This window comes from Pseudenhygromyxa sp. WMMC2535 (genome assembly GCF_011083025.2).
Genome location: NZ_JABJWV010000001.1, coordinates 6,577,897 through 6,600,553, shown reverse-complemented (window position 1 = coordinate 6,600,553; position 22,657 = coordinate 6,577,897). Strand labels below are relative to the sequence as shown.

Here is a 22,657-nt window from a genome sequence, read left to right as displayed (position 1 = left end):
GTCGATGCGCGGCTCGAATCTGGCACCCAGCGATCATGAGCGAGCACACGAGATTTTGTCCGGGCGCCGTGATCTGGGCAGCCCAGTGTGGAACAACGAACCCGATGAAGGCAAACGAGAAGGTCGGATTTTGCTGTGTTCTGAGCCTGGTACTCGCGGCCGGCTGCGATCTCCAAGATGAGGTCGAGGGAGACGAGAGCGTCGAGCACGACCAGCCCGCTGGCCGCGGGGATGTGGAGAGCGAGCCCGCGACCACGCCGGTCTCCAGCACGGTCCCCCTTCCCACCGACTCGCGCAACGTCTGCTTCTCCCAGGGCCGGCTCCCGATCATCGCCCGCGCCACCCTCTTCGGCGGCTCGCTCTGCGAATTCGCGGGCATGCCCGCGGATTGGAGCGCCACCACCTTGGTCGAGAAGCTTCCTGCCTCGCTGGCCGCCAACATCCCGGCCGCCGACCCCTACCGGAGCTACTGCGAGTACACCCTGGACTCGACGATCCCCGACGCCCAGGCAGGCGCCAAGTACGACGAGCTGGTCCTCGCCATGGACACGGCGCCGAATATCATCGATCCCCGCGCCGCCGGGGTGGCCTGTCTGACGGCGATGCCCATGTCCGGGACCGAGCTCGGTGAAGACGCCACCCTCGAGGCCAGCTTCGCCGAGATCTTGTTCGAGTCCGTGGGCGGCGTCGACTTCGAGTCCTTCTCCTCGACGGGCTCGGACGTCAACGTCTTCTTGGTCGACAACTGGGCCGGAGACGTCGCCACGCTCGCGCCCATGGACGAGCACGGTCATAACCTGGCCAGGCTCCTCGAGAAGCTGACCGCCGGCACCGGCATCGACATCGTCCCCATCGTCGGGCTGCCGCGCATGGACGGCGACCTCGGCACGGTGCTGCCCGGCGGCGGGGTCAAGGGCACGGCCCCCGATCTCAGCGTCGCGTTCATGACCGCCGCGGCGCTGCACATCGAGGACAACCTCGGCAGCGCCCCCGCCCGCTCGATCGTCAACGCCTCGGTCGGCGGCCCCCCCCTCGACGAGGACGAGGCGGCCTCGGACGCCACCGCCGCGCTGATCGACGCCACGCGCACGCTGGCCTGCCTCGGGGTCCAGGTCAACTTCGCCGCCGGCAACAAGCTGCCCCACGAGAGCATCTGCGGCTTCGATCCCGAGGGCTTGCTCTTCCCCGGTGATCTCGACGGCAGCTTCCCGGCCCCGACCAAGGCCGAGTGTCAGCTGATGGGCTACGCCCCCGTCGAGGCCGACGCCTTCTACAGCTACGGCAGCTGGCAACCCAACGCGATCAGCGGCGTCGATGCCCTGGGCGCCCCCCTGCCCAACGGCCGCAGCGCCGGCTCGCAGACCCGGATCGTCGCCAACGGCGTCGCCGCCCACACCGACGCCGCCGACAGCTTCATGCTCACCGGGACCTCGGTCTCGACCGCGGTCATGTCCGCGGCCTCGGCCCTGCAGTGGCGCCTCCAGCCGGATATCGGCGCGGAGACGCTGACCGACAAGATCGCCGCCTACGGCACCGTGCTGCCCAGGTCCGCCGACGCTGGTGACGACGCCGGCGACGACGTGCGGATGATCGATATCTGCGCGACGGTCTCCACCGCCTTGGCGAAGCAAGGCATCGTCATCAGCTGCCCGGCGTCGAGCACCACCCCCTACGAGGAGATCGGCGTCGGGGTCCAGGCCGTCGAGCTCGCCGCCACCAACGCGAACGCGCTCTACACCGACCCCAGCAACTACATCGGGACCGCGCCCCTATGCGACGGCCCCGACGAATTCGACATGACCGACGCCATGCTCAACCCCTCGCCGACCCGACCGCTGTGTGACAACTGCACCGCGGGCAAGGACGTCGATGGCACCGAAGACGAGAACGTCGCCTACCTCGGCATGACCGACGCCCCCTGGTCGACGGACCTCGCTGTCGAGAAGGCCATCTTGACCGTCTACGACAACATCGGCATGCCGACGACCTTCGTCCTCGATGAGGACGTCGTCAGCGCCATGAACAAGGAGACTCCCTACGAGAACGTCGACATGATCGAGGTCCCCTTCCACTTCGAGAACCTCAACTCGGCTGAGCTCCAGCTCAACTACGACGACGACAAGACCATGACCGTGACGACGCTGCCGGTGTGGACCTGGACGCCCTGAGCGGCTGAGGCCGACGCGAAGACGGGACCGTGGCTTGCCGCGAGTGGCTTGCCGCGAGTCCCCGCCTTCGCGCCGGCGTTCGCGTTCGGATATACTGCACGACGTGACCGACCCCGCCGAGCTCGATGACACCGCCTGTCTCGAAGCCTGGCGTGCAGGTGATCGCGCCGCCGGCCAGCAGCTCTTCGCCCGCTACTACGAGCCCGTCGCCCGCTTCTTCGCCAACAAGGTCGGCGACGCCAGCGCCGACCTGATCCAGCGCACCTTCCTGGCCTGCGTCGAGGGCATGACCCGCTTCCGCGCAGAGGGCAGCTTCCGCAGCTACCTGTTCGCCATCGCCTACCGCCAGCTGTGTCGCCACTATCGCGACCGCAACGGCGATCGTATCGACCTCCAGACAATCTCGGCCTGCGCGCTCGATCCCTCCGCCTCGGGCATCCTGGTCGAGCGCGAGGAGCTGCGGCTCTTCCTCGCCGGGCTGCGGGAGATCCCCCTCGAGCTCCAGGTCGTGCTCGAGCTCCACTACTGGGAGCAGTGCTCGGTCGCCGAGATCGCGATGAGCCTCGAGATCCCCGAGGGCACGGTCAAGTCACGACTCCGCCGCGGCCGCGAGCAGCTCCGCGCGGCCGTCGAGCGCCTCGCGGCCTCACCGGCCGCGGCCGCGACCACGATGCGAGGCATCGAGACCTGGGCGCAGGAGGTCCGCGCCCAGTCGCTGGGCTAGCGCGCTAGCGCGCTAGCCCGCCGCGCGGTCCATGGCCGTGGCCAGCTCGACACACAGCGCCGACACCCCCCCGAGGTCGTGGGACCAGATCTCGACGTCGACGCGATCGTAGACGTTCGACCAGTTGGGGTGGTGACACAGGCGCTCCGCCTCGAAGCCGACGCGGACCATGAAGGCCATGGAGCCGGGGAAGTCGGCGAAGGTGAAGCGCTTTTGCAGGCGCTCACCGTCGACCAGGGTCCAGCCCTCGAGGACCGAGAGCGCGGCCGCGCGGGCCTCGGGGGTGAGCAGTTTGTTGTCTGCGGACATGCTCGGAGTAGAGCACGGCTCAAAAGCGATCGACCAGCGCGCGCCCGGCTTCGAAGTCCAGGGTGACACCGAAGCGCAGCTCCACGCGGCCGCCGCGAAGTAGCCCCTTGGGAGGGTTTGGAAAGGGCGCCGCGGCCCGGACCGCGCGCACGACCTCCGCGTCGAGGTGCATGGCCCCGCTCCCCCGCTCGACGAAGACCTCGAGCAGCTCGCCCTTGGCGTCCAGGCGGATCAGCACCGCCGTGCGCCGCGGATCCTCGCCGTACTCGCCGTGCTGTGGGTCGACCTCGTCGTGGGCCTCGCGCAGGCGCAGCTCCGCGAGCAGCTGCTCGCGGACTCGCTTGTAAAACGAGGCGTAGCGGTGGGCCTTGCTGTCGAGCATGGTCTCCTGGCCACGCTCGACCTCGGCGAGGACGGGTCGACTCGGCGGCGCGCCAAAAGCCCCCTGGAGCGTCTTTGGTGAGCCAGCCAGGCTCGCCAGAGACTGTGTCGGGGGGGTCGTGGGTGTCGTGGATGTCGCGGGAGTCGCAGACGTCGCGGACTGCGGCAGGGCGAGCGCGCTGGCAGGCGCCAGCTGACCATCCTCCGCCTGCGCGATGGCGGCGGCCCCTGGCTCCGCCGCGACGGCGATCTTGGCGGGCGCGCTCGCCTCTCCCCTGGCCTCGGCGTCCGCCCGAGCCAGCTTCTCCTCGACTTCGACTTCGACTTGGGCGTGAGCGGGCTGCGTGGCGGGCTGCGAGGCCTCCTGCTGCTCCGCGCTCGCGGCCTGCTGCGGCGCTCCTCCGGGCGCAGCGGGGGCCGCACCAGGCGGGGGCGTGCGCGCGGCGGGCTCGGCCGCGCGCTCACGATCGACGTCGACGTCGGCCTCCGACCAGCGATCGAGGTCCTCGCGCTGCTCCCCCTGGGCCGCGGCCTCGCCCAGCACGATCGAGCGCGGCGTCGCGTCGACCAGCTCGAAGTCCATGACGCGCTCGTCTCCCCCTCGCTCGGGCGCCGACGACCGCAGCCAGTGACCCAGGGCCGCGCCACCAGGCGCGATCATCAGCGCGTGCGCGACCAGGGCTGCCGCCAAGAAGCCCAGCCACAGCGGCCAGGGGATCTTTTCTCGTTCGCGCGACAAGCGAGCCTCGGCGCGAGTGTAGCAAGGACTCCCTGCCGGGGCGCTCACTCGACGGTGCAGTGCGGGCGCACGAAGGCCCCGTCGGCCTGCGTCTGCTCCGCCTGGAGATCGACGCTCACGTCCCCCAACATCGCGGCATAGAGTGAGGGTGCGTGCTCCAGGGCCTCGGCGGGCGCGGCCAGGAGCACGACGACGTAGGCGCCCTCGCCGGCCGCGGCGGGGATCCGCCGCTCGATCAGCCGACCGGCGCGCTCGCCGTTTCGCCACAGGTCGTGGGCCTGCCAGCTGCCCGTGTCGTCGGCCGCGATGGCCGCGGCCAGGGGCACCGGCAGCGTGCCGGGAGCCGAGCGCTCGAGCTCCCGATCGAGGATACCCACGGCGTCGAGGAGCGCGGGGCTGCCCTCGCTCGCCCCCACCGCGTCAGTCGCCATTTCGGCAGCCACGCCGGGGCTGGGGTCATGCATGACGGCGAGCTGAACCAGGCCGCCGCTGCGCAGCTCGAGCTCGTCGACCAGCCCCTCGAGCGCCGGGAGTTCGAAGGGGACCTGGCGGTCGTAGCCCTGCTCGTTGAAGACCATGGGCGTGAAGTGAAAGGGCGTGTCGACCACGACCTCGTCGAAGCGACAGCGCTGCATGCGGTGCTCGGCGAGGTAGGCCTGCGGATCCTCGCCCTGAGCCGAGGCCACCACGCCGCCCGCGAACACGCTCAGCGCGAGCAGCAGACCGGCGAGGCCGCGGATCAGCCACTGCCCGGGGCCCTGCATGCCCACGGGCAAGATCGCCGCCGCGCTGGCCACGAGCACGCAGACGAGCAGCGCGACCGGGGCCACGCCGACGCCGGGGAGGCCCGGCCAGCCCAGCAGCATGTTGGCGAAGAGCAGCAGCGAGAAGGTGATGCCCAGGTTCCGCCGCGCCCGGCTCGACAGCCCCGGGGTGCGGCTGGGCAGCAGGCAGCACAGGCCCGCGGTGGTCGTGCCGATGGCCATCAAGGTGCCCGAGGTCGCGGGCACCACCGCGAGCACCTCGAGGCCGCTCTCCCACAGCCAGGGCAGCGCGAGCACCGAGGCCAGCAGGCCGATCAGCGCCGCGCCCACGCTGACGAGGATCATCCGCGCCGGCCCGAGCAGGCGCTCGACGAGCTGCCCGGCCATCCAGATCGCGTAGACGTCGAAGAGCAAGCTGACGAGGTCGACGTGGATCCACGCCGAGGTCACCACCCGCGCCCACGCCGAGACGCCGCCGGCGAGCAGCAGATCCTCGCTCAGCGCCCCGAGCCCGAGCAGCGCCATGCTCCCCCCGCCGCGCAGCAGGTGCACGCCGTAGATCATGGCCATGAGCGCGATCAGGGCGTAGGTCGCCCGCGGCCGGGTCCGCGCGCCGCCTGCCGGCAAGGCACGCAGCAGCTCGCGCAGGCGCACGGCGACCAGCTCGACGTAGACGCGCAGGTCGGGACCGAGCTCGGACGCGCCGTCACTGTCGCCGTCGCCCCGCTCACCGACCCCCTGACCGCCGACCAGCGAGCCGTCGAGCGCGGCCGAGACCCGCGCGAGCACCGAGCGCGCGGCCTCGATCACGCGGTGATCTCGACGCCCTGCGATGGCCTCGATCTGCTCGAGGGTCTCGACCGCCCGCTGCGGCTCGCCGGCGCGATCCTGGGCGATACCGCGGAGCAGCTCGGCCGTCGCTCGGCTCAGGCCGAGATCCGAGAAGCGCCGCGCCCGGACGAGCTCGTCGAGGGGCTCGACCGCGCCGGCGTAGGCCAGGAAGGTCAGCCGCGCCTGGCCGATCACCCCGGCGGCCTTGGGGTCGGCGCCCATCGGCCCCTCCTCGAGGGCGCGCAGCAGGCCGGCGGCGGCCCCGAGGCGCCCCGCCTCTCCGTAGGCCCGCAGCAGGCCCAGGGCCAGGCTCGGGCGCAGGGCCGCGTAGCCCGGCGAGAAGCGGCGCTCGTAGTGGGCGATGCCCTCGTCCCAGCGGTGGCCATAAAAGAACATCGCGATGATCTGCTCGTGGATCACCGCGAGCTCGGCGTCCTCCTCGGCCTCGTCGGCGAGCTTGCGCAGGTGGATCAGCCCCGCGTCGACCCCCTCGCGCTCGAGCAGCGCCAGGCCCTCGAGGATCGGCAGCTGGGCGGAGACCCCGGCGCCGGGCATCAAGATCGCGCGCAGGCTCGTCAGGCGCACGACCCAGACCATGCGTCCCCACGCGAAGGCCCGGCGGGCGGCCTGCTCCAGCACCCAGGGCGCGGCGACCGTGGCCAAGACGAGGCCGATCACCACGACGCCAAAGAACACGTCGGCGCCCATGGCCAACACCGAGGCGATCAGCAGGCCGCCGACCACGATGGAGTAGCCGCGACCCAGGCCGTCGTTGCCGCGGATCAGACGGACCAAGCTGGCCGCGCAGAGCACCGCGGCGATGAGCAAGAGATGATCGAAGACTTCGGTCTGCACGACGAAGGGGCCGGCACCACGGCGCTCACGGCGCTAAACACGGCGCGTCGGCGCCTACAGCATGGGCGGCGTCGGCCAGCTTGTCGAGGCGAAGAGCCACGGGCGCGCGTGCCCGTGGCTCTCGACGCTGCACATCGCTGCGGCCGCCGTCGCCATCGCTGTCGCGGCCGCGCGCCCTACTGCGGATCAGGCCCGATCAAGCCTGATCAGGCCTGATCAGGCCGCGCGTCTTCGGACTCCGCCGTCGCCTCGTGCTGCTCCAGCGCAGCGTGCTCGAGGTGGCCGATGGCCCGATATTTTTGATAGCGCGCCTCGAGCAGCGCCTGCGTGGGCAGCTCGCACAGCTCGTCGAAGGCCGCGGCGATGGCCTCGCCCAGGGCGCTGGCCGTGACCGTGAGCCCGCGGTGGGCCCCGCCCATGGCCTCGGGGATGATCCCGTCGCAGACCCCCAGCCCGAGCAGGTCCTCGGCGGTCATCCGCAGCTGCTCGGCGGCGGTCTGCTCGGCCTCGGCGTTCTTCCACAGGATCGAGGCGCAGCCACGAGGCGAGATCACCGAGTACACGGCGTGCTCGAGCATCAAGATCCGGTCGGTGACGCCGATCGCCAGGGCGCCACCGGAGCCGCCCTCGCCGATGACCACGGAGACCGTGGGCACCTTCAGCGAGATCATCAGCTCCAAGCTCGCGGCGATGGCCTCGGCCTGGCCGCGCTCCTCGGCGCCGATGCCCGGGTAGGCGCCGGCGGTGTCGATCAGGCAGAGCACCGGCAGGCCGAACTGCTCGGCCAGACGCATGATCCGTTGGGCCTTGCGGTAGCCCTCGGGCCGCGCCATGCCGAAGTTTCGGTGCACGTTCTCCTTGGTGTTGCGGCCCTTTTGATGGCCGAGCACCATGATCCGCCGCCCGCGGAGCCGACACAGCCCAGACACGATGGCCGGGTCGTCACGGTAGGCACGATCTCCGCGCAGCTCGAGGAACTCGCTGGTGATCTCGCCGATGTAGTCGAGGGCGTAGGGGCGGTCCGGGTGCTTGGCGAGCTGGACCTTCTCCCACGGGGAGAGCCGCGCGTAGTGCTGGCGCTGGAGCTCTTCGGCCTTGGCCTCGAGCCTGGCGATCTCCTTGGCGAGGTCTTCGTTGCCCCCGGCGAGCAGGAGCTTGAGCTCGCGAATTTTACGCTCGAGCTCGACGATGGGTCGCTCGAAGTCGAGCACGCGGGTCTCGTTCACGCGGACTCCTCCAGCTTGGAGAGGAAGTCCTCGACGAGGTTCAGGGGGCACGCGTCCGGGTGGTCGATGTGCACGATCTGCTCCGGCGGGAGGTCTCGGAATTGGTGGCGAAAGAAGGTGCGCTGGCGTCGGGCGTAGGCCCGGGTTGCTCGCTCGACCGCGGCGATGGCCTGGTCGAGGCTGGTCTCACCTTCGAGGTGGGCGAGGAGCTCGCGGTAGCCGAGGCTCCGCATCGCCTTGTGGCGCGCATCATAGCCGCGGGCGCGCAGCATCTCCACCTCTCGCAACCAACCTGTCTCGATCATCGCGGCGCAGCGCCGGACAATTGCCTCGTCGACGGCCGCGACCCCAGGGTCGACGACGAGCAAGAGCAGCTCCACGAGGCGGCGTGGCGGGTTGTCGCGGCGAACCTCGCTGATCGGGCGGCCAGCCAGCTCACACAACCAAAGCGCACGTAGAGATCGAACCACGTTATTTGGGTGGATACCTGCGGCGGTCTCGGGGTCCCTGCGGGCGAGCGCCTCGTGCACGGCCCCCGGGACCTCGGCCTCGCGCGCCTCCCACTCGGCCTCGAACGCGCGCCGTCGTTCACCGTGATCGTCGGTGCGCGCTTGATCCCCGTCACCCTCTCCCCCAACCCCAGAGTGGCTCCAGCCGAGCGCGCGGAGGTAGAGACCCGTGCCGCCACAGAGGATCGCCGGACGCTCACCCAACACCGCCCGGGCGCCGCGACCATAGTCACCCGCCGAGAACACCTGGTCGGGATCGACGAGATCGATCATGTGGTGCGGGACCCGAGCCTGGTCCGCGGCGCTCGGCTTGGCCGAGCCGATGTCGAGGCCGCGATAGACCTGCACCGAGTCGCAGCAGACGATGTCCGCGCCGAAGCGCTCGGCCAACGCCATGGCCAGCGTGCTCTTGCCCGCGGCGGTCGGCCCGACGACGGCGACGGCTCGCACTCAGCCCACCAGCTCTTCGACGGTGAAGCGGCGCAGCCCGGGGATCGCCCCGAGCTCGCCTTGGTGCTCGCGCAGGGCCTCGGCCAGCCAGCGCCGCGCGAAGCGGGGGCTCGCCTCGAGGGCCTGCGCCGACGCGAGCTCGGCGACGGCGTCGACGAAGCTGCGCCGGTCGACCTCACGCGCCTCGTCCGCACGCGCGTCCTCTGCCTCTTCCTTTCCCCCTTCCCCTCCCTCTTCCTCTCCCCCTTCCCCTCCCCCTTCCCCTCCCCCAGGCTTGGGCGCCACCTCGCGCTCGCGCATGGCCAGCCAGGGCTGGAGGCGATCGAGGAGCCCCCCGATCTCGCGGGCGGCGAGCAGCTTGCGGAGCACGGCCGGGACCGCGCGCACGATCACCGCGTCGTCGCCAAAGTCGTCGAGCTCGACGCCGAGCTCGGCCAGCGCCGGACGCGAACGCAACAGTCGGGCGCGCTCGTCCGCGCGCCGACGCAAGACCACGGGCTCGAGCAGGCCCTGGGCGGGGACCCGCTCTCCCCTGCGCGTCTCGGCGAGCTCGCCGATCAGCCGCTTGCGGATCAGGTGAGTCCGAAGCCGGCGCAGATCCACGCTCAGCAGCGCGCCCTCGTATTCGAAGAGCGCCACGGGGCCGGGCAGGCAGACCAAGAAGCGCGGCCAGGTGCCCACCGCCTCGCCCTCCTGGGCCTCCGCCTCGATCGCCACGGCGGCGTCGTCCAGGCCCGCCGGCTCGTGATCATGCTCGAGGGGGAAGGGCAAGCGGGGACCACCGAGGGGCAGCGGCGCGGTGCCTGAGCCGGCTCCCGCCCCGCGAGCCGGCGCCGCGTCGCCCATGCGCGCGCGCAGACGATCGACCTCCCCACGGACCTCGCTCTTGTAGCTGGCGTAGTCGCGGCCGGCCGCGCGCGTGCCCAGGCGATAGCCCACGTTGGAGGCGCGCCCGCCTCCGCCACCGTGTCCGCCCTCGCGCCCGGCGTCTCGCCCGTGGAGCTCGCCCCCCCCCAGACCGCCGCGCCTCGACCAACCCTCGAGGGCCGAGCGCGGACCCGCGCTGACCCCTGCCCAGCCGTGCCCTCGCGCGTCCTCGCCACCTTCACGTTCACCTTCCCCCTCGCCTTCCCCCACAGCAGCCGGGCGCAGCCAGGGCGCCTCGCCGAGCCCAGCCGAGACGATCTCGCGGACGGCCGCGTAGACCCGCTGCGCCTCGGAGAAGCGGACCTCGGACTTTTGCGGGTGGACGTTGACGTCGACGGTGCCCCGCGGCGGCTCGACGAAGAGGCAGGCCGCCGGGTGCATCCCCCGGGGCAAGGCTTCGCCGTAGGCCTGCTTGAGCACCCCGACCAGGGTCCGCTCGCTGACCACCCGCCGGCGCACGACCACGAAGCTCGCGCTGCGCTGGCGCGTGGCCGCGCTCGGCGGGCCGAACCATCCCTCGACCCGCACGCCCTCGCGCTCGTCGGCGAAGCGCACGAAGGGACCCTCGCCGCCGCGACGGCGCAAGATCGCGACCACGCGATCGTCTCGGCTGCCGGCCGGGAGATCGATGAGCTCACGGCCGTGGTGCTCGACACGAAAGTGCACCCCGGGGTGGACCAGGGCCGCGCGCGTGACCGCGTCGACGCAGTGGCCGACCTCCGTGGCCTCGCTGCGCAGGAACTTGCGCCGCGCCGGGAGCCGCTCGAAGAGCGCCCCGATCTCGACCTGGGTCCCGGGCGGCATGCCGATCGGCTCGACCCTCGCGCGCTCCCCCGGCGCCGCGGCCAGGCGATAGCCGACGGCGGCCTCGGCCCGCCGGCTGCGGATCTCGAGGTGGGCCACCGCCGCGATCGAGGCCAGGGCCTCGCCGCGGAAGCCCAAGGTGAGGATCTCGACCAGCTGATCGGGGCGGCGCAGCTTGGAGGTGGCGTGGCGCGTGACCGCCAGCGGCAGATCCTCGCGGTGGATGCCGTGGCCGTCGTCGATCACCCGGATACCTTCGCGGCCGCCGCCCTCGAGCTCCACGGTGATCCGCCGGGCGCCAGCGTCGACGGCGTTCTCGACCAGCTCCTTGACGATCGACGCGGGGCGCTCGACCACCTCACCGGCGGCGATCTGATCGGCGAGGGCCGCGGGGAGCACGGCGATGCGCTCCTCGCCCTCGCGCTCTCCTTCACGCTCGTGCTCGTCCGTCATTGCGATCACTCGCCCCCGTCGAGGAGCTCGGCGACCTTGGCAAGGAGCGCCGCCGGCGTGAAGGGCTTGGGCAAAAAGCCCGGCATGTCGCCCAGCCACGCGCTCGTGGACTTGGCGTAGCCCGACACGTAGACCACCGGGAGCGGGCCGCAGATCGCCAGCAGCTCGGCGACGAGCTCGGGCCCGCTCATCTCGGGCATGACCACGTCCGTGAGCACCAAGTCGATCTCGAGCTCTCCGCGGGCGAGCTCGAGGGCCTCGAGCGGGCCGCTCGCGGCCTTCACCTCGTAGCCGCCGCGCTCGAGGATCCGCGCCGTCAGCTTGCGGACGGTCGGCTCGTCCTCGACCAGGAGGATGCGGCCCGAGCCCTGCGGCAGCTCGCGGCCCTTGCTGGCCACCTTCGTGCTCGCGCTCCCACTCCCGCTGGCTTCGCCCGCGTCGGCGTCATCGCTGGCCGCGTCGTCTTCGCTGGCGTCCTCGGGCAGCAAGATCGTGAAGCAGGCCCCGCGCCCGGGCTCGCTGTCCACCCGGACGCTCCCGCCGGCGAGCTGCACGATGCCGTAGACCGTGGCCAGGCCCAGGCCCGTGCCCTCTCCGACCTCCTTGGTGGTGAAGAAGGGATCGAAGATGTGCTCGCAGACCTCCGGGGACATGCCCTCGCCGGTGTCCCGGGCGACGAGCTCGATGTAGCGGCCCCCCGCCAGGGGCGCGGCGTGCTCGTCGTCGAGCTCGCAGGTCCGCGTGCTCATGCTGAAGCTGCCCCCGCGGTTCATGGCGTCCCGGGCGTTGCCCGTCAAGTTGAGCACGATCTGCTCGAACTGCCAGGGATCGATGAGCACCCGCCCCGAGCCCGCGCACAGGTCGAGTTCGAAGAGCACGTGCTCGCCGAGCAGCTTGGCCATCAGCTCGCGCAGCCCGAGGATCAGCTCGTGGATGTCCGTGACCCGCGGCGAGCCGTGGTGCTGACGACCGATGGCGAGCATCTGCTGGGTCAGCTCGCGCCCGCGCAGGGCCGCGTCGACGATCGCCGCCACGTCCTCGGCGTGGGCGTGGTCCGGGCCCATGCCATCGGACAGAAATTCGGCGGTCCCCAAGATCACGCTCAGCAGGTTGTTGAAGTCGTGGGCGACCCCGCCGGCGAGGCGCCCGAGGCTGTCGAGGCGCTGCGCCTGGCGCACGCGCTCCTCGAGGCGCGCACGCTCGCTCTCGGCCGCGCGCAGCTCCGAGACGTCGCGGATCATCACCATGAAGGCCGGCTCGCCCTCCCACGAGGTCGGCAGCACCCGCAGCTCGCCCACGCCCCCCGCGATGTCGACCTCGTGCACCGCGCCGAGTTCGAGCGGGCCCCAGCGCTGGACCTCGGCCACGGCCCGCTCCCCCGCCATCTGCTCACAGGTCGCGTTGGCGTAGCGACACTCGCCGGCCCCGTCGACGATCAGCAGGCCGTCGGCGTGGCGTTCGATCACGCTCGCAAAGGTCTCGCGCGCGTACTCGTGGTGGGCGAGCAGCATGGTGTGCTCGGTGACGTCCTCCTCGTTGACGAGCAGCGCCGGCCCGCCGTCGAGGGGGTCGCGGGTCGGGCGGGCGACCAGCGCGTGCCAGCGCCGGCCCGCGGCGGTCTCGACCTCGAGCTGCGCCCGAAACTCTTCGCCCGCCTCGACGGCGGCGAGCAGCTGCCCCCGCGCCTTGGCGTCGAGGATGCGCGCGGGCAGGCGCGTGGGCCCCGAGCTCCCTGCGCCGTCGCCGGGGAAGGCCTGCAGGGCCATGGGGTTGGCCATCAGCAGCTCGAAGCCGGCCTCGCCGATGGCGTAAAGAGAGATCATCGAGGTGGTATGGCGCAGCGCCTCGACGCCGCGCAAGCCCTCGACCGCGAGCCGGCTCTCGTCGGGGGGCACGGCCTCACAGAGCATGGCCGGGCGACCGTGCTCGATGCGGACGCCCGAGAAGCGGCAGCGCACGGTGGTCGCGGCCCCGAGCGGATAGAAGGTCCACTGCTCCGAGACCCGCTCGCCCCGGGCGAAGCGCTCGCGGTAGCGCTCGAGGCGGATGATCGTCGACTCGGACATGTCCGAGAAGTCGCGGGCGAGCAGGGCCTCGAGGCTGGGCGCCTCCCACAGCCGCTGGCCAGCGGCGTTGGCCCACCACATCGCGCGCGCGTCGATGTCGAAGATCCACACCGGCGTCTGCAGGAGCTCGAAGAGCTCAAGCTGCTCACGCCCGCGGATGAGGACCTCGGACACGGCGTCCCGACCGGCTACCGGAGAGCCCCGCCGGCGCAGCGCGTTGAGGAGAGGTCCATCGTGCTCGGCATACCGGTTCAGTCTTTGGCGACCACACGGTTGCGACCGCCGGTCTTCGCCGCGTAGAGCCGACGATCCGCGGTCTGGATCAGGTCGTCGGCGTTGGCCACCGCGCTGTCGAGCTCCGCGACGCCGATCGAGATCGTCACGGGAATCTTGCGGCCTTCGAAGGCGAAGGTCTCGGCCTCGACGAGCCCGCGGACCTTCTCAGCGAAGGTCTCGGCCCCGCGGATGTCGATCTCGGGCAGGATGACCGCGAACTCCTCGCCGCCGTAGCGCGCGACCACGTCGACCTTGCGCGCGCGCGCGGTCACCAGCTCGGCCATGCGCCGCAGCACGTAGTCACCGGCCCGGTGGCCGTAGGTGTCATTGCAGCGCTTGAAGTGATCGATGTCGAAGATCAGCAGGGCCAGGGGACGATCGTAGCGGCGCGCCCGAGACAGCTCGCGCTCGATGGTCTCCATGAAGTAGCGGCGGTTGAAGACCTGGGTCAGGCCGTCGACCGTGGACAGCCTGAAGATCTCCTCGTGGTAGGAGCTCTCGATGTTGTCGCCCGAGAGAAACTTGAAGATCGCCCGCCCGATCTTCACGAGGTCACCGTCGCGCAGGTAGGCCTCGTGGATCTTGTTGTCGTTGATGTAGGTGCCGTTCGTCGAGTCGTTGTCGCGGATCTTGATCCCGAAGTCGTCGACGATGACGTGGGCGTGCTCCCGCGAGACCGCGTCCTGGCTGAGGCAGATGTCGTTGGTCGTGGCCCGACCGATGCGCAGCTCTCGACCGACGAGGTTGTACTTGCGCCCGAGGTCTTGACCGTAGATGACCACGAGGCACGCATCCTTGTGCCGTGTCTTGGGGCCCTGCGTATCGTCGACCTTGAGGTTGACGATCGTGTCCTGGTTATCGTCGCGCATGGGGCGCTCGGCTCGAATGGTCTCGTAAGCGACCACCCTCTCTCATGGAGAGGCGCTCGACAGGGAGGGTAGCAAAACGAGGATCCAAAAGCTCTACCACACGGCCCTCCCCCACCGCGCCGCGCTTCGTTGTCCAGGCTACAGCTTGGACGAAGCGACCCCCGGGCCACGAAGTGATCGGGAGATCACGCGCCAAACGCGTGGGCGACCAGTCTCGCGGTGTCTGTGATCGAGCGCGCTCAGCCCAGGCGCGCACGTATGCCTCGCTTGATGCGCTCGACGGCCGGCTGGCCATAAGGGTCGATGCCCATGCGCTCGGCCACGATCGCGGTCTCGAGCATGTGGTGGAGCATCAGCGCGCCCAGAGTCGCGGGGCCACGATCGCGCACCAGCAAACGTCGTGTGGGCAAAGTCATACTCTCGCGCGTGGCCTCGCGCTCGACGATCCGCAGGCGTGCGAGCGTCGCTAGCTCGCCTGCATCGATCCCGGACTCGTCGTCATCGAAGTCGAGAATGGTCACGCGGCCGTGCTGCGGCCCATCGAGGAGCAGCTGCGCGACACTGTGCTGGTCGGCCGGCCCGCGCAGGGGACACACCAGCTCGCCGACCCGGGAGCCGTCCTCGCGCAGGCGCCCCAGGCTCTCGCACTCGAGCTGCTGCACCCAGGCGGCGAAGTGCATCAGGACCTCGGAGTAGCACCACAGCACCGAGAAGGGGCCCGGATGCGCCCCACGCCAGGCGATCGAGCGCGCCAGCTCGGCGCTCCCCGTCGCGCGCATCCGATCGCGCTCGCGCATCGCGGCGCCCGTGAGCAGCATTGGATCCAAGTTGGCGGCCCGCAGCGGCGCCTGACCGACGGCCGTGAACACCGACCAGCGGCCGCCGACCTCGGGCGGGATCTCGAGCTCGAGGGTGTTGGCCCCCGCAGCGCGGACCCGCGCGCGAATTGGCGCGGTGTCCTCCCCGCCCGGATCGGGATCGGAGATCATCGTCGAGACGCGCAGGTCCCGGGCCAGGCAGGCCTCGAGCAGCGTGAGCACCTCGATGGTCCGGGCGCTCTTGGACACGACCATGACTGACGCCCCGCGGGCCGTCGCCCACTCGAGGGCGTCCTTGACCACCGCCGGGTCCACGGCGTCGAGGATGCGGACCGGGCCGGGGCGCATCCCCGCGACCTCGGCGAACTCGAGGGCCGCGCGGGCACCCAGGGCGCTGCCGCCGAAACCGAGCAGGAGCGTGGGCCCCACCGGGACCTTGCGGATGCGCTCGGCTGGGATGACCCCGCGCTCGAGCGCCAGCCAGGCCGGCGGTTCGGCGAGCTGACGGGCGATGCCCGCCTGGGCTTCTTGCTCGGCCGCGGCGGGGACTCCGTCAGCGTCGACGCGATAACAGGGGAGGTCTTCGTTGGAGACCACGGACTTGGTTTCGCTGTGGGAGGCGCTCACGTGCGCCGATTTTGACCGAATCGATCTCTCGATGCTATGGCGAACGGCCATGAGTGACGAGGGCAGCGCGCGCGGTCGATTTGGCGGTTTGGGCGCCATCTTCTTCCTGGCCACGCTCGGCGGTATCGCGTTTTACGTACAAAAACAGGCGATCCCCGAGGAACGAGACGAGCTGCGCAAGCCCGCGACGGTACTCCCCGACGTCATCGAGGAGAACGCGCCCCCGCCCCTCGCGTGGCGCGACCGCCTGGATCTCGGTGCCATCGAGCTCACCCCCGTGCTCGAGGCCGGCGCGAGCGGGACGGGCCCCGACGCCGCGGCCGAGGGTGCCGGCGCGCGAGAGGGCGTCCCCTCCCCCACGCAGGAGGCCATCAACGTCGACCCCGCCGCGGCCCGCTACGTCCAGGACCTCGCCGACGGCCACCGGCTGCTCTACACGATGGACCCCGTGCTCCAGCGCTCGGCGGAGACGATCTTCCGCAAGCGCGAGGTCCCCTACGCCGCCGCCGTCGTCCTCGATCTCCGCGACAACTCGGTGCTCGCCTTCGCCGGGCACTCGACCATGGATCCCCAGGTCGACCCCCTCGAGGTCCTGACCACCGCCTGGGCCCCGGCCGCGTCCACCTTCAAGCTGGTCACCGCGGCCTCGCTGCTCGAGAACGGCGCGGCCACCGGGGACACCAAGGTCTGCTTCCACGGCGGCCTGCGCGGCATCACCGACGACCTGCTCAAGGACGACCCGGCCCTCGACACGCGCTGCGAGTCGCTCAGCGACGCCATCGCCCAGAGCTACAACCTGGTGCTCGCCAAGCTCGCCCTGGCCCACCTCGACAAGCGGGCCCTCGACGAGACCGCCGCCAGCTTGCTCTTCGGCCAGGAGATCCCCTTCGAGTTCGCCGTCGAGGCCAGCCCCGCGCACATCCCCAGCGACGCCAACTCCCGGGCCAAGGTCGCCGCGGGCTTTTGGCACGTCGATCTCAGCCCCCTGCACGGCGCGGTCCTGGCCAGCGTCCTCGCCCGCGGCGGCGTCTACCAGCCCCCGCACGTGATCGCCCAGGTCCTCGGCCCCGACGGCAGCGACCTGACCCCTGGCCTGCCCGAGCAAAGCCGCGTGCTCGCCGAGTCCGTGGCCGACGGCGTCGGCGAGATGATGGTTGGGACCACGCGCTACGGCACCGCCCGCAACAGCTTCCGCGACCCCCAGGGTGTCGAGTTCATCGCCGGTGTCGACGTCGCCGGCAAGACCGGCAGCCTCACGGGCAAGCGCGCGCCGGTGCTCAACTACAACTGGTTCATCGGCTTCGCCCCGGCCGACCGGCCCGAGATTGCCTTCGCCGTGGTCCTCGCCAACCCCTCCAAGTGGCAGATCAAGGCCCACTACGCCGCGCGCCGCCTCGTGGAGATTTACCTCGATCGCCGCGACGCGATCACCGAGGCCCGCGCCGCGCGACTGAGCGAGGACGGCCTGATGCTCCCCGCCCGCGACCCCGAGACCGGCGCGCTGATCGCCGCAGCAAAGGAAGTCGCGCCCGCCGAGGAGCCCGCCGAAGAGCCCGCCGAGGAGCCCGAGGCGCTGCCCCCGGTGCCTGGTCCGCTGCCTGGCGTCGACGATTGAGAATCTAGTGATTCGAAGCGGGCGTTCGGCCCGCCGATCCCCACCGATCCCCACCGCTCATTGCGACGAGGGCGTGGACTTTCGCCACACGCCCTCGTCTCAATTCGAGTGTCAGCGTGCCAATCGGACCACTCCATTGACATCACGCAAAGCGCGCAGTTAGGCTAATTGCGTGATGTTGGACCACACTAGACTCGGAAGGGTCCTCGACGTCGTCGTCGCCGCGTTCAGCGGAGATTATGGCCAGCGAGTCCCCCTCGAGGAGAACGAAGATCCGCTCCTCGAGGTCGAGCTGGCCATCAATTATCTGCTCGACGAGCTCGCCTTGCGGCGCGACGAGAACCTCGCCCAGACACGCGCCCTGCGCGAGCAGTCGCTACAGATTCAGACCCAGACCGAGGCCCTCGTCGCGGCGCTCTCGACCCCGCTGCTCACGCTGTGGCCCGGCGTGCTGATCCTGCCGCTGATCGGCGCCTTCGACCGCGAGCGAGCCGAGCGCACGACCGCGACCTTGCTCGGCCGCATCTCCTCCGAGCGGGCCCGCTACGTGATCCTGGATCTGACCGGGATCGACTCCATCTCCTCGGACACCGCCTCTTCGCTGCTCCGCATGACCCGCTCCGCCCGGCTGCTCGGCGTCACCTGCCTGGTCACCGGCATCCACCCACGAACCGCCCGTCAGCTCATCGAGCTCGGCGCCGACACGACCGGCGTCCGCACCTTCTCCCAGGTCTCCGAAGCCCTCGAGGTCGTCCTCCAAGACACGCGCGTCCGCGCTTGAACAACAACATCAGCATCACCAAGAAGAACCCATGCCCTACGTATTCAGCAACCGACAGTCTCCATCTGGCATGTCCTACCTGCGCGTCGACGCCTCGGGGACCATCGAACTCAGCGATGGCCAGGCGCTGCTCGCCGCGTTGTGCAACCTCGATGATCCTGTCAGGGCGATGTGCGTGATCGCCAAGGGTACGAACTACACGCCAGAGGTTCGCAAGTTCTTCCCCTCCCTCAGTGGGAACTACGGGGCCATCGCCGCCGTCGGGGTCGGACCCATCGCACGCGCGTCGATCACCTTGATGATGCGCATGAAGGAGAAGCGCGACCCCAACGACCCCGAGCTCGCGTCCGTGCGCATGTTCTCCGACGAGCGCGTGGCGATCGCCTGGCTGGAGCGCCAGTACGCCGGCGAGCGCACGCGCCAGAGCGCCTGAGACTATACTGGGCCGGATGCTCCGCGCCCGAGAGGCCGCCCTGCTGCTCGCTTGCCTGCTCACGCCAGCGAGCCTGCTCGCGGCGCCCACAGACCCCTCCCCCGCGGAGCACCCTCCAGAGGACGACGACGCGCGGGCCAAGGCCGAGGCCCAGGCCGCCGCCCAGGCCTTCGCCGCGGGCGACTACCAGGCCGCCATCGACCACTACAACAGCGCGATGAGCCTGCGCCCCGCGCCCAAGCTCTACTACAACCTCGGGGTCTGCCATCAGCGGCTCTCGCTGACCGCCGAGACCCCCGCCGGCCGCACCCAGCAGCGCGACCTGGCGATCGAGAACTACAACGCCTACCTCGAGCAGAACCCGCGCGCCGAGGATCGCTTCGAGGTCGCCGACACCATCCGCGAGCTCGGCGGCGAGCCGGTGACCATGCCCGCGCTGATCGAGCCCGTGTTCGAGCTCGACGGCGCGAGTGATGGTGACGGCGATGGCGATGGCGATGGCGAAAATGAGAACGAGAACCACGGCCAAGACGCGCCGGCCAACATCGACGAGCCACACGAGCCCGACGAGCCGACGGGGGCGCCTCCCCCCGAGCCCACCCACGGGCGCATCGCGGGCGCGCTGACCCTGGGCTACTCACCCAGGCTCAGCGCCGCCACGGCCATCGACGCGCCTGCGCTGATCGGCCTCGAGATTCAAGCGGGCGGCTTCGTCGGTCCGCGCCGACGCCTGCTGCTCGCCGGCCACACCAGCTTGCAAAGCGGCGTCGCCCTGCCCGCAGACGATCTCGCCTTCGTCGCCCTCAGCCTCGGCTTGCTGATCGAGCAGACCTTCGTGCTCGGTCGCGCCCGCGACGTCGCGCTCTTCGGCGTGGGCGGCCTGGTGGCCTACACCGGCCAGTCGGTCAACACCCGCGAGGACGTGCCCCCGCCGCTTTGCAGCGTCGACCGTGGCTCGCAGGTGGCCTCGCGCAGCGGCCTGCTGCTCGCGCCCCGGGCCGAGTTCTCCCTGCTCCTCGGGGCCCAGCGTCGCAGCATGCTCGGCCTGCACCTCCAGCCGAGCGTGGCGATCTTTGGCGACGGGCCGAGCGGGGCGACCTGCTCCGAGGGGGTGACCCCGTGGACCAACCTCGGGGTCCGGCGACGCTGGCAGTTTCAGGTCCTGGCCGGTTTGGGCTATGGCTTTCGATTCTGAGGCCGATGAGCCGAATCGAGGCAATCGAGACGATCGCAACAATCAAAACGAGCGCACATCGACATTGGCGACTCGACTGGTATGCGATGCAGAGCGCACACTAGGAGCCCGTGGTGAAACCTAGGAGCCCGTGGTGGAACCCAGCGCGGCTCCTCGCGCCGGGATTTTCGCCGAGGGCGCGAAGCCAAAACGCCGCTGTACCGGGCGTACTGCCAGTTTTGGCGACAAAGCCCTCGGCGAAAAGACCAAGCGAGGTGTCGTGTTGGGTTTCACCACGGGCTCCTAGCGCGGGTCCTCGAGCAGCTCGGCCGCGACCGAGACCACGCCGCCGCCCTTCTTGTCCACGCTCACCGTGCGCTGCACGGGGAAGTGGCCGGGCTTGCGGATCTCCACGCGGTGGACTCCGGAGCCGAGCTCGAGGCGCCCGGAGACCGCCGCGACCTGTCCGATGTACTCGCCGTCGACCCAGACGTCGGCGTCGGTGGTCTCGGTGACGATCTCGAGCACGCTCGCGGGGGCCTCGCGGCTCTTCGCGGCCCGCCCGTGGGCGCAGCCGGTCGCGCTGGCGACCACGGACCCGGCGGCGAGGGCGAGCACGCAGACCAGCAGCCCTCGACCGAGGCGCGCAGGCCTGCGCGCGCGAGGACGGCGAATGTCGACGGACACCTCGCCAACGGGCGCTCGATCGACCAGCCCACGAGTGCGGTGCTGGTGAGGCGCGGGGCTACTGCATGCGGACGCGGAGGGCATGGGCGGAGTCGAGGCGCAAGCCTACCAGGCCAAAGCCCGGGAAGCTCGCGCCCTGGAGCTGCTGACCCAGGCGCTGGGCGTCGACGCTGCCAGTGATGCGGATGACCGCGCTGCCGTCGGCGGCGATGCCCGCGAGCTCGGCCGCGTCCACGCCGATGAAGGCGTCGCGCAGCCGCGCCTCGAGCACGGTGATCCGCGCCGCGGGCCAGGGCTGCTCGACGCGCAGCTCGAGCGCGCCGCGAGCTTCCTCTGCGAGCTCGTCGGCGAGCTCGCCGATCGCCCGGTCCAAGGCGATGGCCGTGGCCGCGTCGAGCTCCTCCGCGAAGCCCTGCGCGCTGATCTCGGCGCGCAGCTCGACGGCCCCGCTGGTCTCGGCGACGACCTCCACGCCAGCCGCGCGCACGTGGGTGTGGCTCACCGCGCCGCGGTCGCGACAGCGCAGGCTCAGCCGCAGCGTCGTCTGCTGATCCGCCGCGCCCTGGGTGTTCGCGTTGGCGTCACGCACGACACCGTAGGCCGTCAGCGGCCCACGCAGGGCTTCATCGTTCAGCCCAGCGCAGCCCTCGACGCTCGCCCCGGCCCAGGAGAAGCCGGCCTGGCGCTGCGCCGTGGTCGTGGCCGCCACGCGCTTGCGCAGGCGCGGGAGATCGATCTCGACCTCGACCCGGACCTCGACCTCTCCCGCGTCCTCGCGGACCTCGAGGACCCTGTAGCCGGCCGTCCAGGCCTCGGCGCGGGCGAGCACCTGCGCCACGGCCTGCTCGTCGACGGCGACGTCGATGGTGGCGATCGCCTGCTCTAGGGCAACGCGTCGCGCTTGCGTGAGAGCACGCTCGCGCGCGCCCTGGCGAGAGTCTTCGCTGGCACTCGCGCTCGAGCTCGCCTCGACGGGGGCCGCCTCCACTCGGCCACCGACGAACGCCAACGGGGTCGCAAACACCAGCGCGAGGGTCAGGCTCCGAGCAGATCGCATCGCCATCGAGGTTCCGTGTCCCTCAGCACAGACGCAAGTTTTTCGACACTCTGGCTACGCTTCGCAGCGTCGAGGGGCGCTTCGCGTGGCGAGCGATACGGCGAAGTCCGCAAAACCGCGATTGGGACGGGAGGAATCCGAGCTACGCGCAGCCGCGAGCGCGACGCCACGCACTCGTGACACTCGAAGGTGGCTACTCGACTCGCCAGATCAACACGCCCGCAGCCCTGGTCTTCTCTCGCCGTCTAAGCTAAATCCCGGCGCCATGTTGCGTGGTCCTTTTCCTGGGCATCGTCGATACAGCATCACTCACCGCGCGGTTCAGCGTCTGCGTGAGCTGGTGCCGACCATGGACGATCTCGACGACGAGACCCTGCGGGATCGCCTGGACGAGGCCCTAGGCAAGGCCGAAGACACCGGCAAGGCCGTCCGCACCCTGGACGCCATGCTCAATGAGCCCCAGGTGCTGATCCCCGTCGAGGACTTCGGCGACACCCTGTTTGCGATCATCAAGGAAGACACGGTCGTCACGGTGCTGCCCAAGGGCCACGGCGAGGAGATCCTCCACCGCGGCCAGGCCCTCCAGCAGCGCGTCGCCAACGGCGAGCTGCCTGCGCCCCAAGAGCGCGATCCCATGGTCGAGCGCTGGGAGGCCAGGCGTCGACGCTGGCGCGAGCCCGGTGGCGCCGGCGGCCCCGTCGTCATCGAGCGTCCGCGCCTCGTCCGTGACGAGCCCGAGCCGACCCCCACGCCCGTGGTCACCGCGCCCTCGGTCACAGTCTCTTCGTCCTCGTCCTCGTCCTCGTCTCGCCCCGCCGCCGCCGTCGCGCTCCCGGTCCACGGCAGCTCCGGCATCGACCACACGCCGAGCCCCGATCGCCCCGACGACGCCGTCGGTGCCGCGCTGTGGGACGCCCTCGAGCGTGGCAGCCGTCGCGCCGCCGTCGTGGCGCTCCACGAGCTGCTCGAGCGCAAGGGCCACGACGAGGACCTGCTCCCGGTCTGGAACGAGATCGCTACCTTGGGCATCCCCGTGGGCCTCAAGGTCAGCGACCTCATCGAAGCCTGCGCCCTGAGCAAGGACGGCTAGAGCGCCGCTCTAGAGCGCCGAGGC

General features: G+C 70.9%; 19 protein-coding genes. 8 read left to right on the top strand and 11 right to left on the bottom strand.

What is annotated here, in order from left to right; all coding sequences use genetic code 11:
- The first annotated feature begins 104 nt into the window (after positions 1-104).
- Both G6O69_RS25655 and G6O69_RS25650 read left to right on the top strand, forming a co-directional pair.
- A complete protein-coding gene (locus G6O69_RS25655) occupies positions 105-2,168 on the top strand; it encodes a S8/S53 family peptidase (protein WP_172306138.1) in 2,064 nt (687 codons plus the stop codon).
- A gap of 103 nt (positions 2,169-2,271) precedes the next feature.
- The gene (locus G6O69_RS25650) at positions 2,272-2,892 is read left to right on the top strand and encodes a sigma-70 family RNA polymerase sigma factor (protein WP_172306137.1); all 621 of its coding nucleotides are present in this window, start codon (positions 2,272-2,274) and stop codon (positions 2,890-2,892) included.
- 12 nt (positions 2,893-2,904) lie between these two features.
- Here G6O69_RS25650 and G6O69_RS25645 read toward each other — a convergent pair whose 3' ends face one another.
- The 3 genes from G6O69_RS25645 to G6O69_RS42350 are packed head-to-tail and all read right to left on the bottom strand — an operon-like array spanning position 2,905 to position 6,771.
- A complete protein-coding gene (locus G6O69_RS25645) occupies positions 2,905-3,201 on the bottom strand; it encodes a 4a-hydroxytetrahydrobiopterin dehydratase (RefSeq protein ID WP_172306136.1) in 297 nt (98 codons plus the stop codon).
- 19 nt (positions 3,202-3,220) lie between these two features.
- Entirely contained in the window at positions 3,221-4,321 is a 1,101-nt protein-coding gene (locus tag G6O69_RS25640; protein WP_172306135.1) for a TonB family protein, read from the bottom strand.
- A 44-nt stretch (positions 4,322-4,365) separates the two neighbouring features.
- Positions 4,366-6,771, bottom strand: a complete 2,406-nt coding sequence (locus G6O69_RS42350; RefSeq protein ID WP_172306134.1) for a rhomboid family intramembrane serine protease — start codon at positions 6,769-6,771, stop codon at positions 4,366-4,368.
- On the opposite strand from G6O69_RS42350, the gene G6O69_RS25630 reads away from it, so the two are divergent.
- On the top strand, positions 6,748-6,987 hold the full coding sequence (locus G6O69_RS25630; RefSeq protein ID WP_176397090.1) for a hypothetical protein: 240 nt from the start codon (positions 6,748-6,750) through the stop codon (positions 6,985-6,987). The genes G6O69_RS42350 and G6O69_RS25630 overlap by 24 nt on opposite strands.
- Here the strand turns inward: G6O69_RS25630 and G6O69_RS25625 are convergent.
- The 6 genes from G6O69_RS25625 to G6O69_RS25600 all read right to left on the bottom strand — a co-directional run bounded on the left by G6O69_RS25625 (position 6,978) and on the right by G6O69_RS25600 (position 15,796).
- Positions 6,978-7,997 (bottom strand): acetyl-CoA carboxylase carboxyltransferase subunit alpha, encoded by a 1,020-nt coding sequence (locus G6O69_RS25625; RefSeq protein WP_172306133.1) that lies wholly within the window; start codon positions 7,995-7,997, stop codon positions 6,978-6,980. The genes G6O69_RS25630 and G6O69_RS25625 overlap by 10 nt on opposite strands.
- Entirely contained in the window at positions 7,994-8,956 is a 963-nt protein-coding gene (gene miaA, locus G6O69_RS25620) for a tRNA (adenosine(37)-N6)-dimethylallyltransferase MiaA (RefSeq protein ID WP_172306132.1), read from the bottom strand. Before miaA ends, G6O69_RS25625 begins: the two co-directional genes overlap by 4 nt.
- Entirely contained in the window at positions 8,957-11,140 is a 2,184-nt protein-coding gene (mutL, locus tag G6O69_RS25615) for a DNA mismatch repair endonuclease MutL (RefSeq protein WP_172306131.1), read from the bottom strand.
- Positions 11,141-11,145: 5 nt separating this feature from the next.
- A complete protein-coding gene (locus tag G6O69_RS25610; RefSeq protein WP_172306130.1) occupies positions 11,146-13,380 on the bottom strand; it encodes a PAS domain-containing sensor histidine kinase in 2,235 nt (744 codons plus the stop codon).
- 77 nt (positions 13,381-13,457) lie between these two features.
- On the bottom strand, positions 13,458-14,351 hold the full coding sequence (locus G6O69_RS25605) for a GGDEF domain-containing protein (RefSeq protein ID WP_172306129.1): 894 nt from the start codon (positions 14,349-14,351) through the stop codon (positions 13,458-13,460).
- 239 nt (positions 14,352-14,590) lie between these two features.
- Positions 14,591-15,796, bottom strand: a complete 1,206-nt coding sequence (locus G6O69_RS25600; protein ID WP_172306128.1) for a hypothetical protein — start codon at positions 15,794-15,796, stop codon at positions 14,591-14,593.
- Positions 15,797-15,845: 49 nt separating this feature from the next.
- On the opposite strand from G6O69_RS25600, the gene G6O69_RS25595 reads away from it, so the two are divergent.
- The 4 genes from G6O69_RS25595 (at position 15,846) to G6O69_RS25580 (ending at position 19,820) form a co-directional block, all read left to right on the top strand.
- Positions 15,846-17,411: a penicillin-binding transpeptidase domain-containing protein gene (locus tag G6O69_RS25595; protein WP_172306127.1), complete on the top strand. Its 1,566-nt coding sequence runs from the start codon at positions 15,846-15,848 to the stop codon at positions 17,409-17,411.
- Positions 17,412-17,589: 178 nt separating this feature from the next.
- Positions 17,590-18,192 (top strand): STAS domain-containing protein, encoded by a 603-nt coding sequence (locus G6O69_RS25590; protein WP_176397089.1) that lies wholly within the window; start codon positions 17,590-17,592, stop codon positions 18,190-18,192.
- 31 nt (positions 18,193-18,223) lie between these two features.
- The gene (locus G6O69_RS25585) at positions 18,224-18,625 is read left to right on the top strand and encodes a hypothetical protein (RefSeq protein ID WP_172306125.1); all 402 of its coding nucleotides are present in this window, start codon (positions 18,224-18,226) and stop codon (positions 18,623-18,625) included.
- Positions 18,626-18,641: 16 nt separating this feature from the next.
- Positions 18,642-19,820 (top strand): hypothetical protein, encoded by a 1,179-nt coding sequence (locus tag G6O69_RS25580; protein WP_172306124.1) that lies wholly within the window; start codon positions 18,642-18,644, stop codon positions 19,818-19,820.
- Positions 19,821-20,102: 282 nt separating this feature from the next.
- Here the strand turns inward: G6O69_RS25580 and G6O69_RS25575 are convergent, their stop codons facing one another.
- Positions 20,103-20,486 (bottom strand): PEGA domain-containing protein, encoded by a 384-nt coding sequence (locus G6O69_RS25575; protein ID WP_172306123.1) that lies wholly within the window; start codon positions 20,484-20,486, stop codon positions 20,103-20,105.
- Between the two features lie 58 nt (positions 20,487-20,544).
- Positions 20,545-21,543: a hypothetical protein gene (locus tag G6O69_RS25570; RefSeq protein ID WP_172306122.1), complete on the bottom strand. Its 999-nt coding sequence runs from the start codon at positions 21,541-21,543 to the stop codon at positions 20,545-20,547.
- A gap of 265 nt (positions 21,544-21,808) precedes the next feature.
- On the opposite strand from G6O69_RS25570, the gene G6O69_RS25565 reads away from it, so the two are divergent.
- Positions 21,809-22,633: a hypothetical protein gene (locus G6O69_RS25565; RefSeq protein WP_176397088.1), complete on the top strand. Its 825-nt coding sequence runs from the start codon at positions 21,809-21,811 to the stop codon at positions 22,631-22,633.
- The last annotated feature ends 24 nt before the right edge of the window (positions 22,634-22,657 follow it).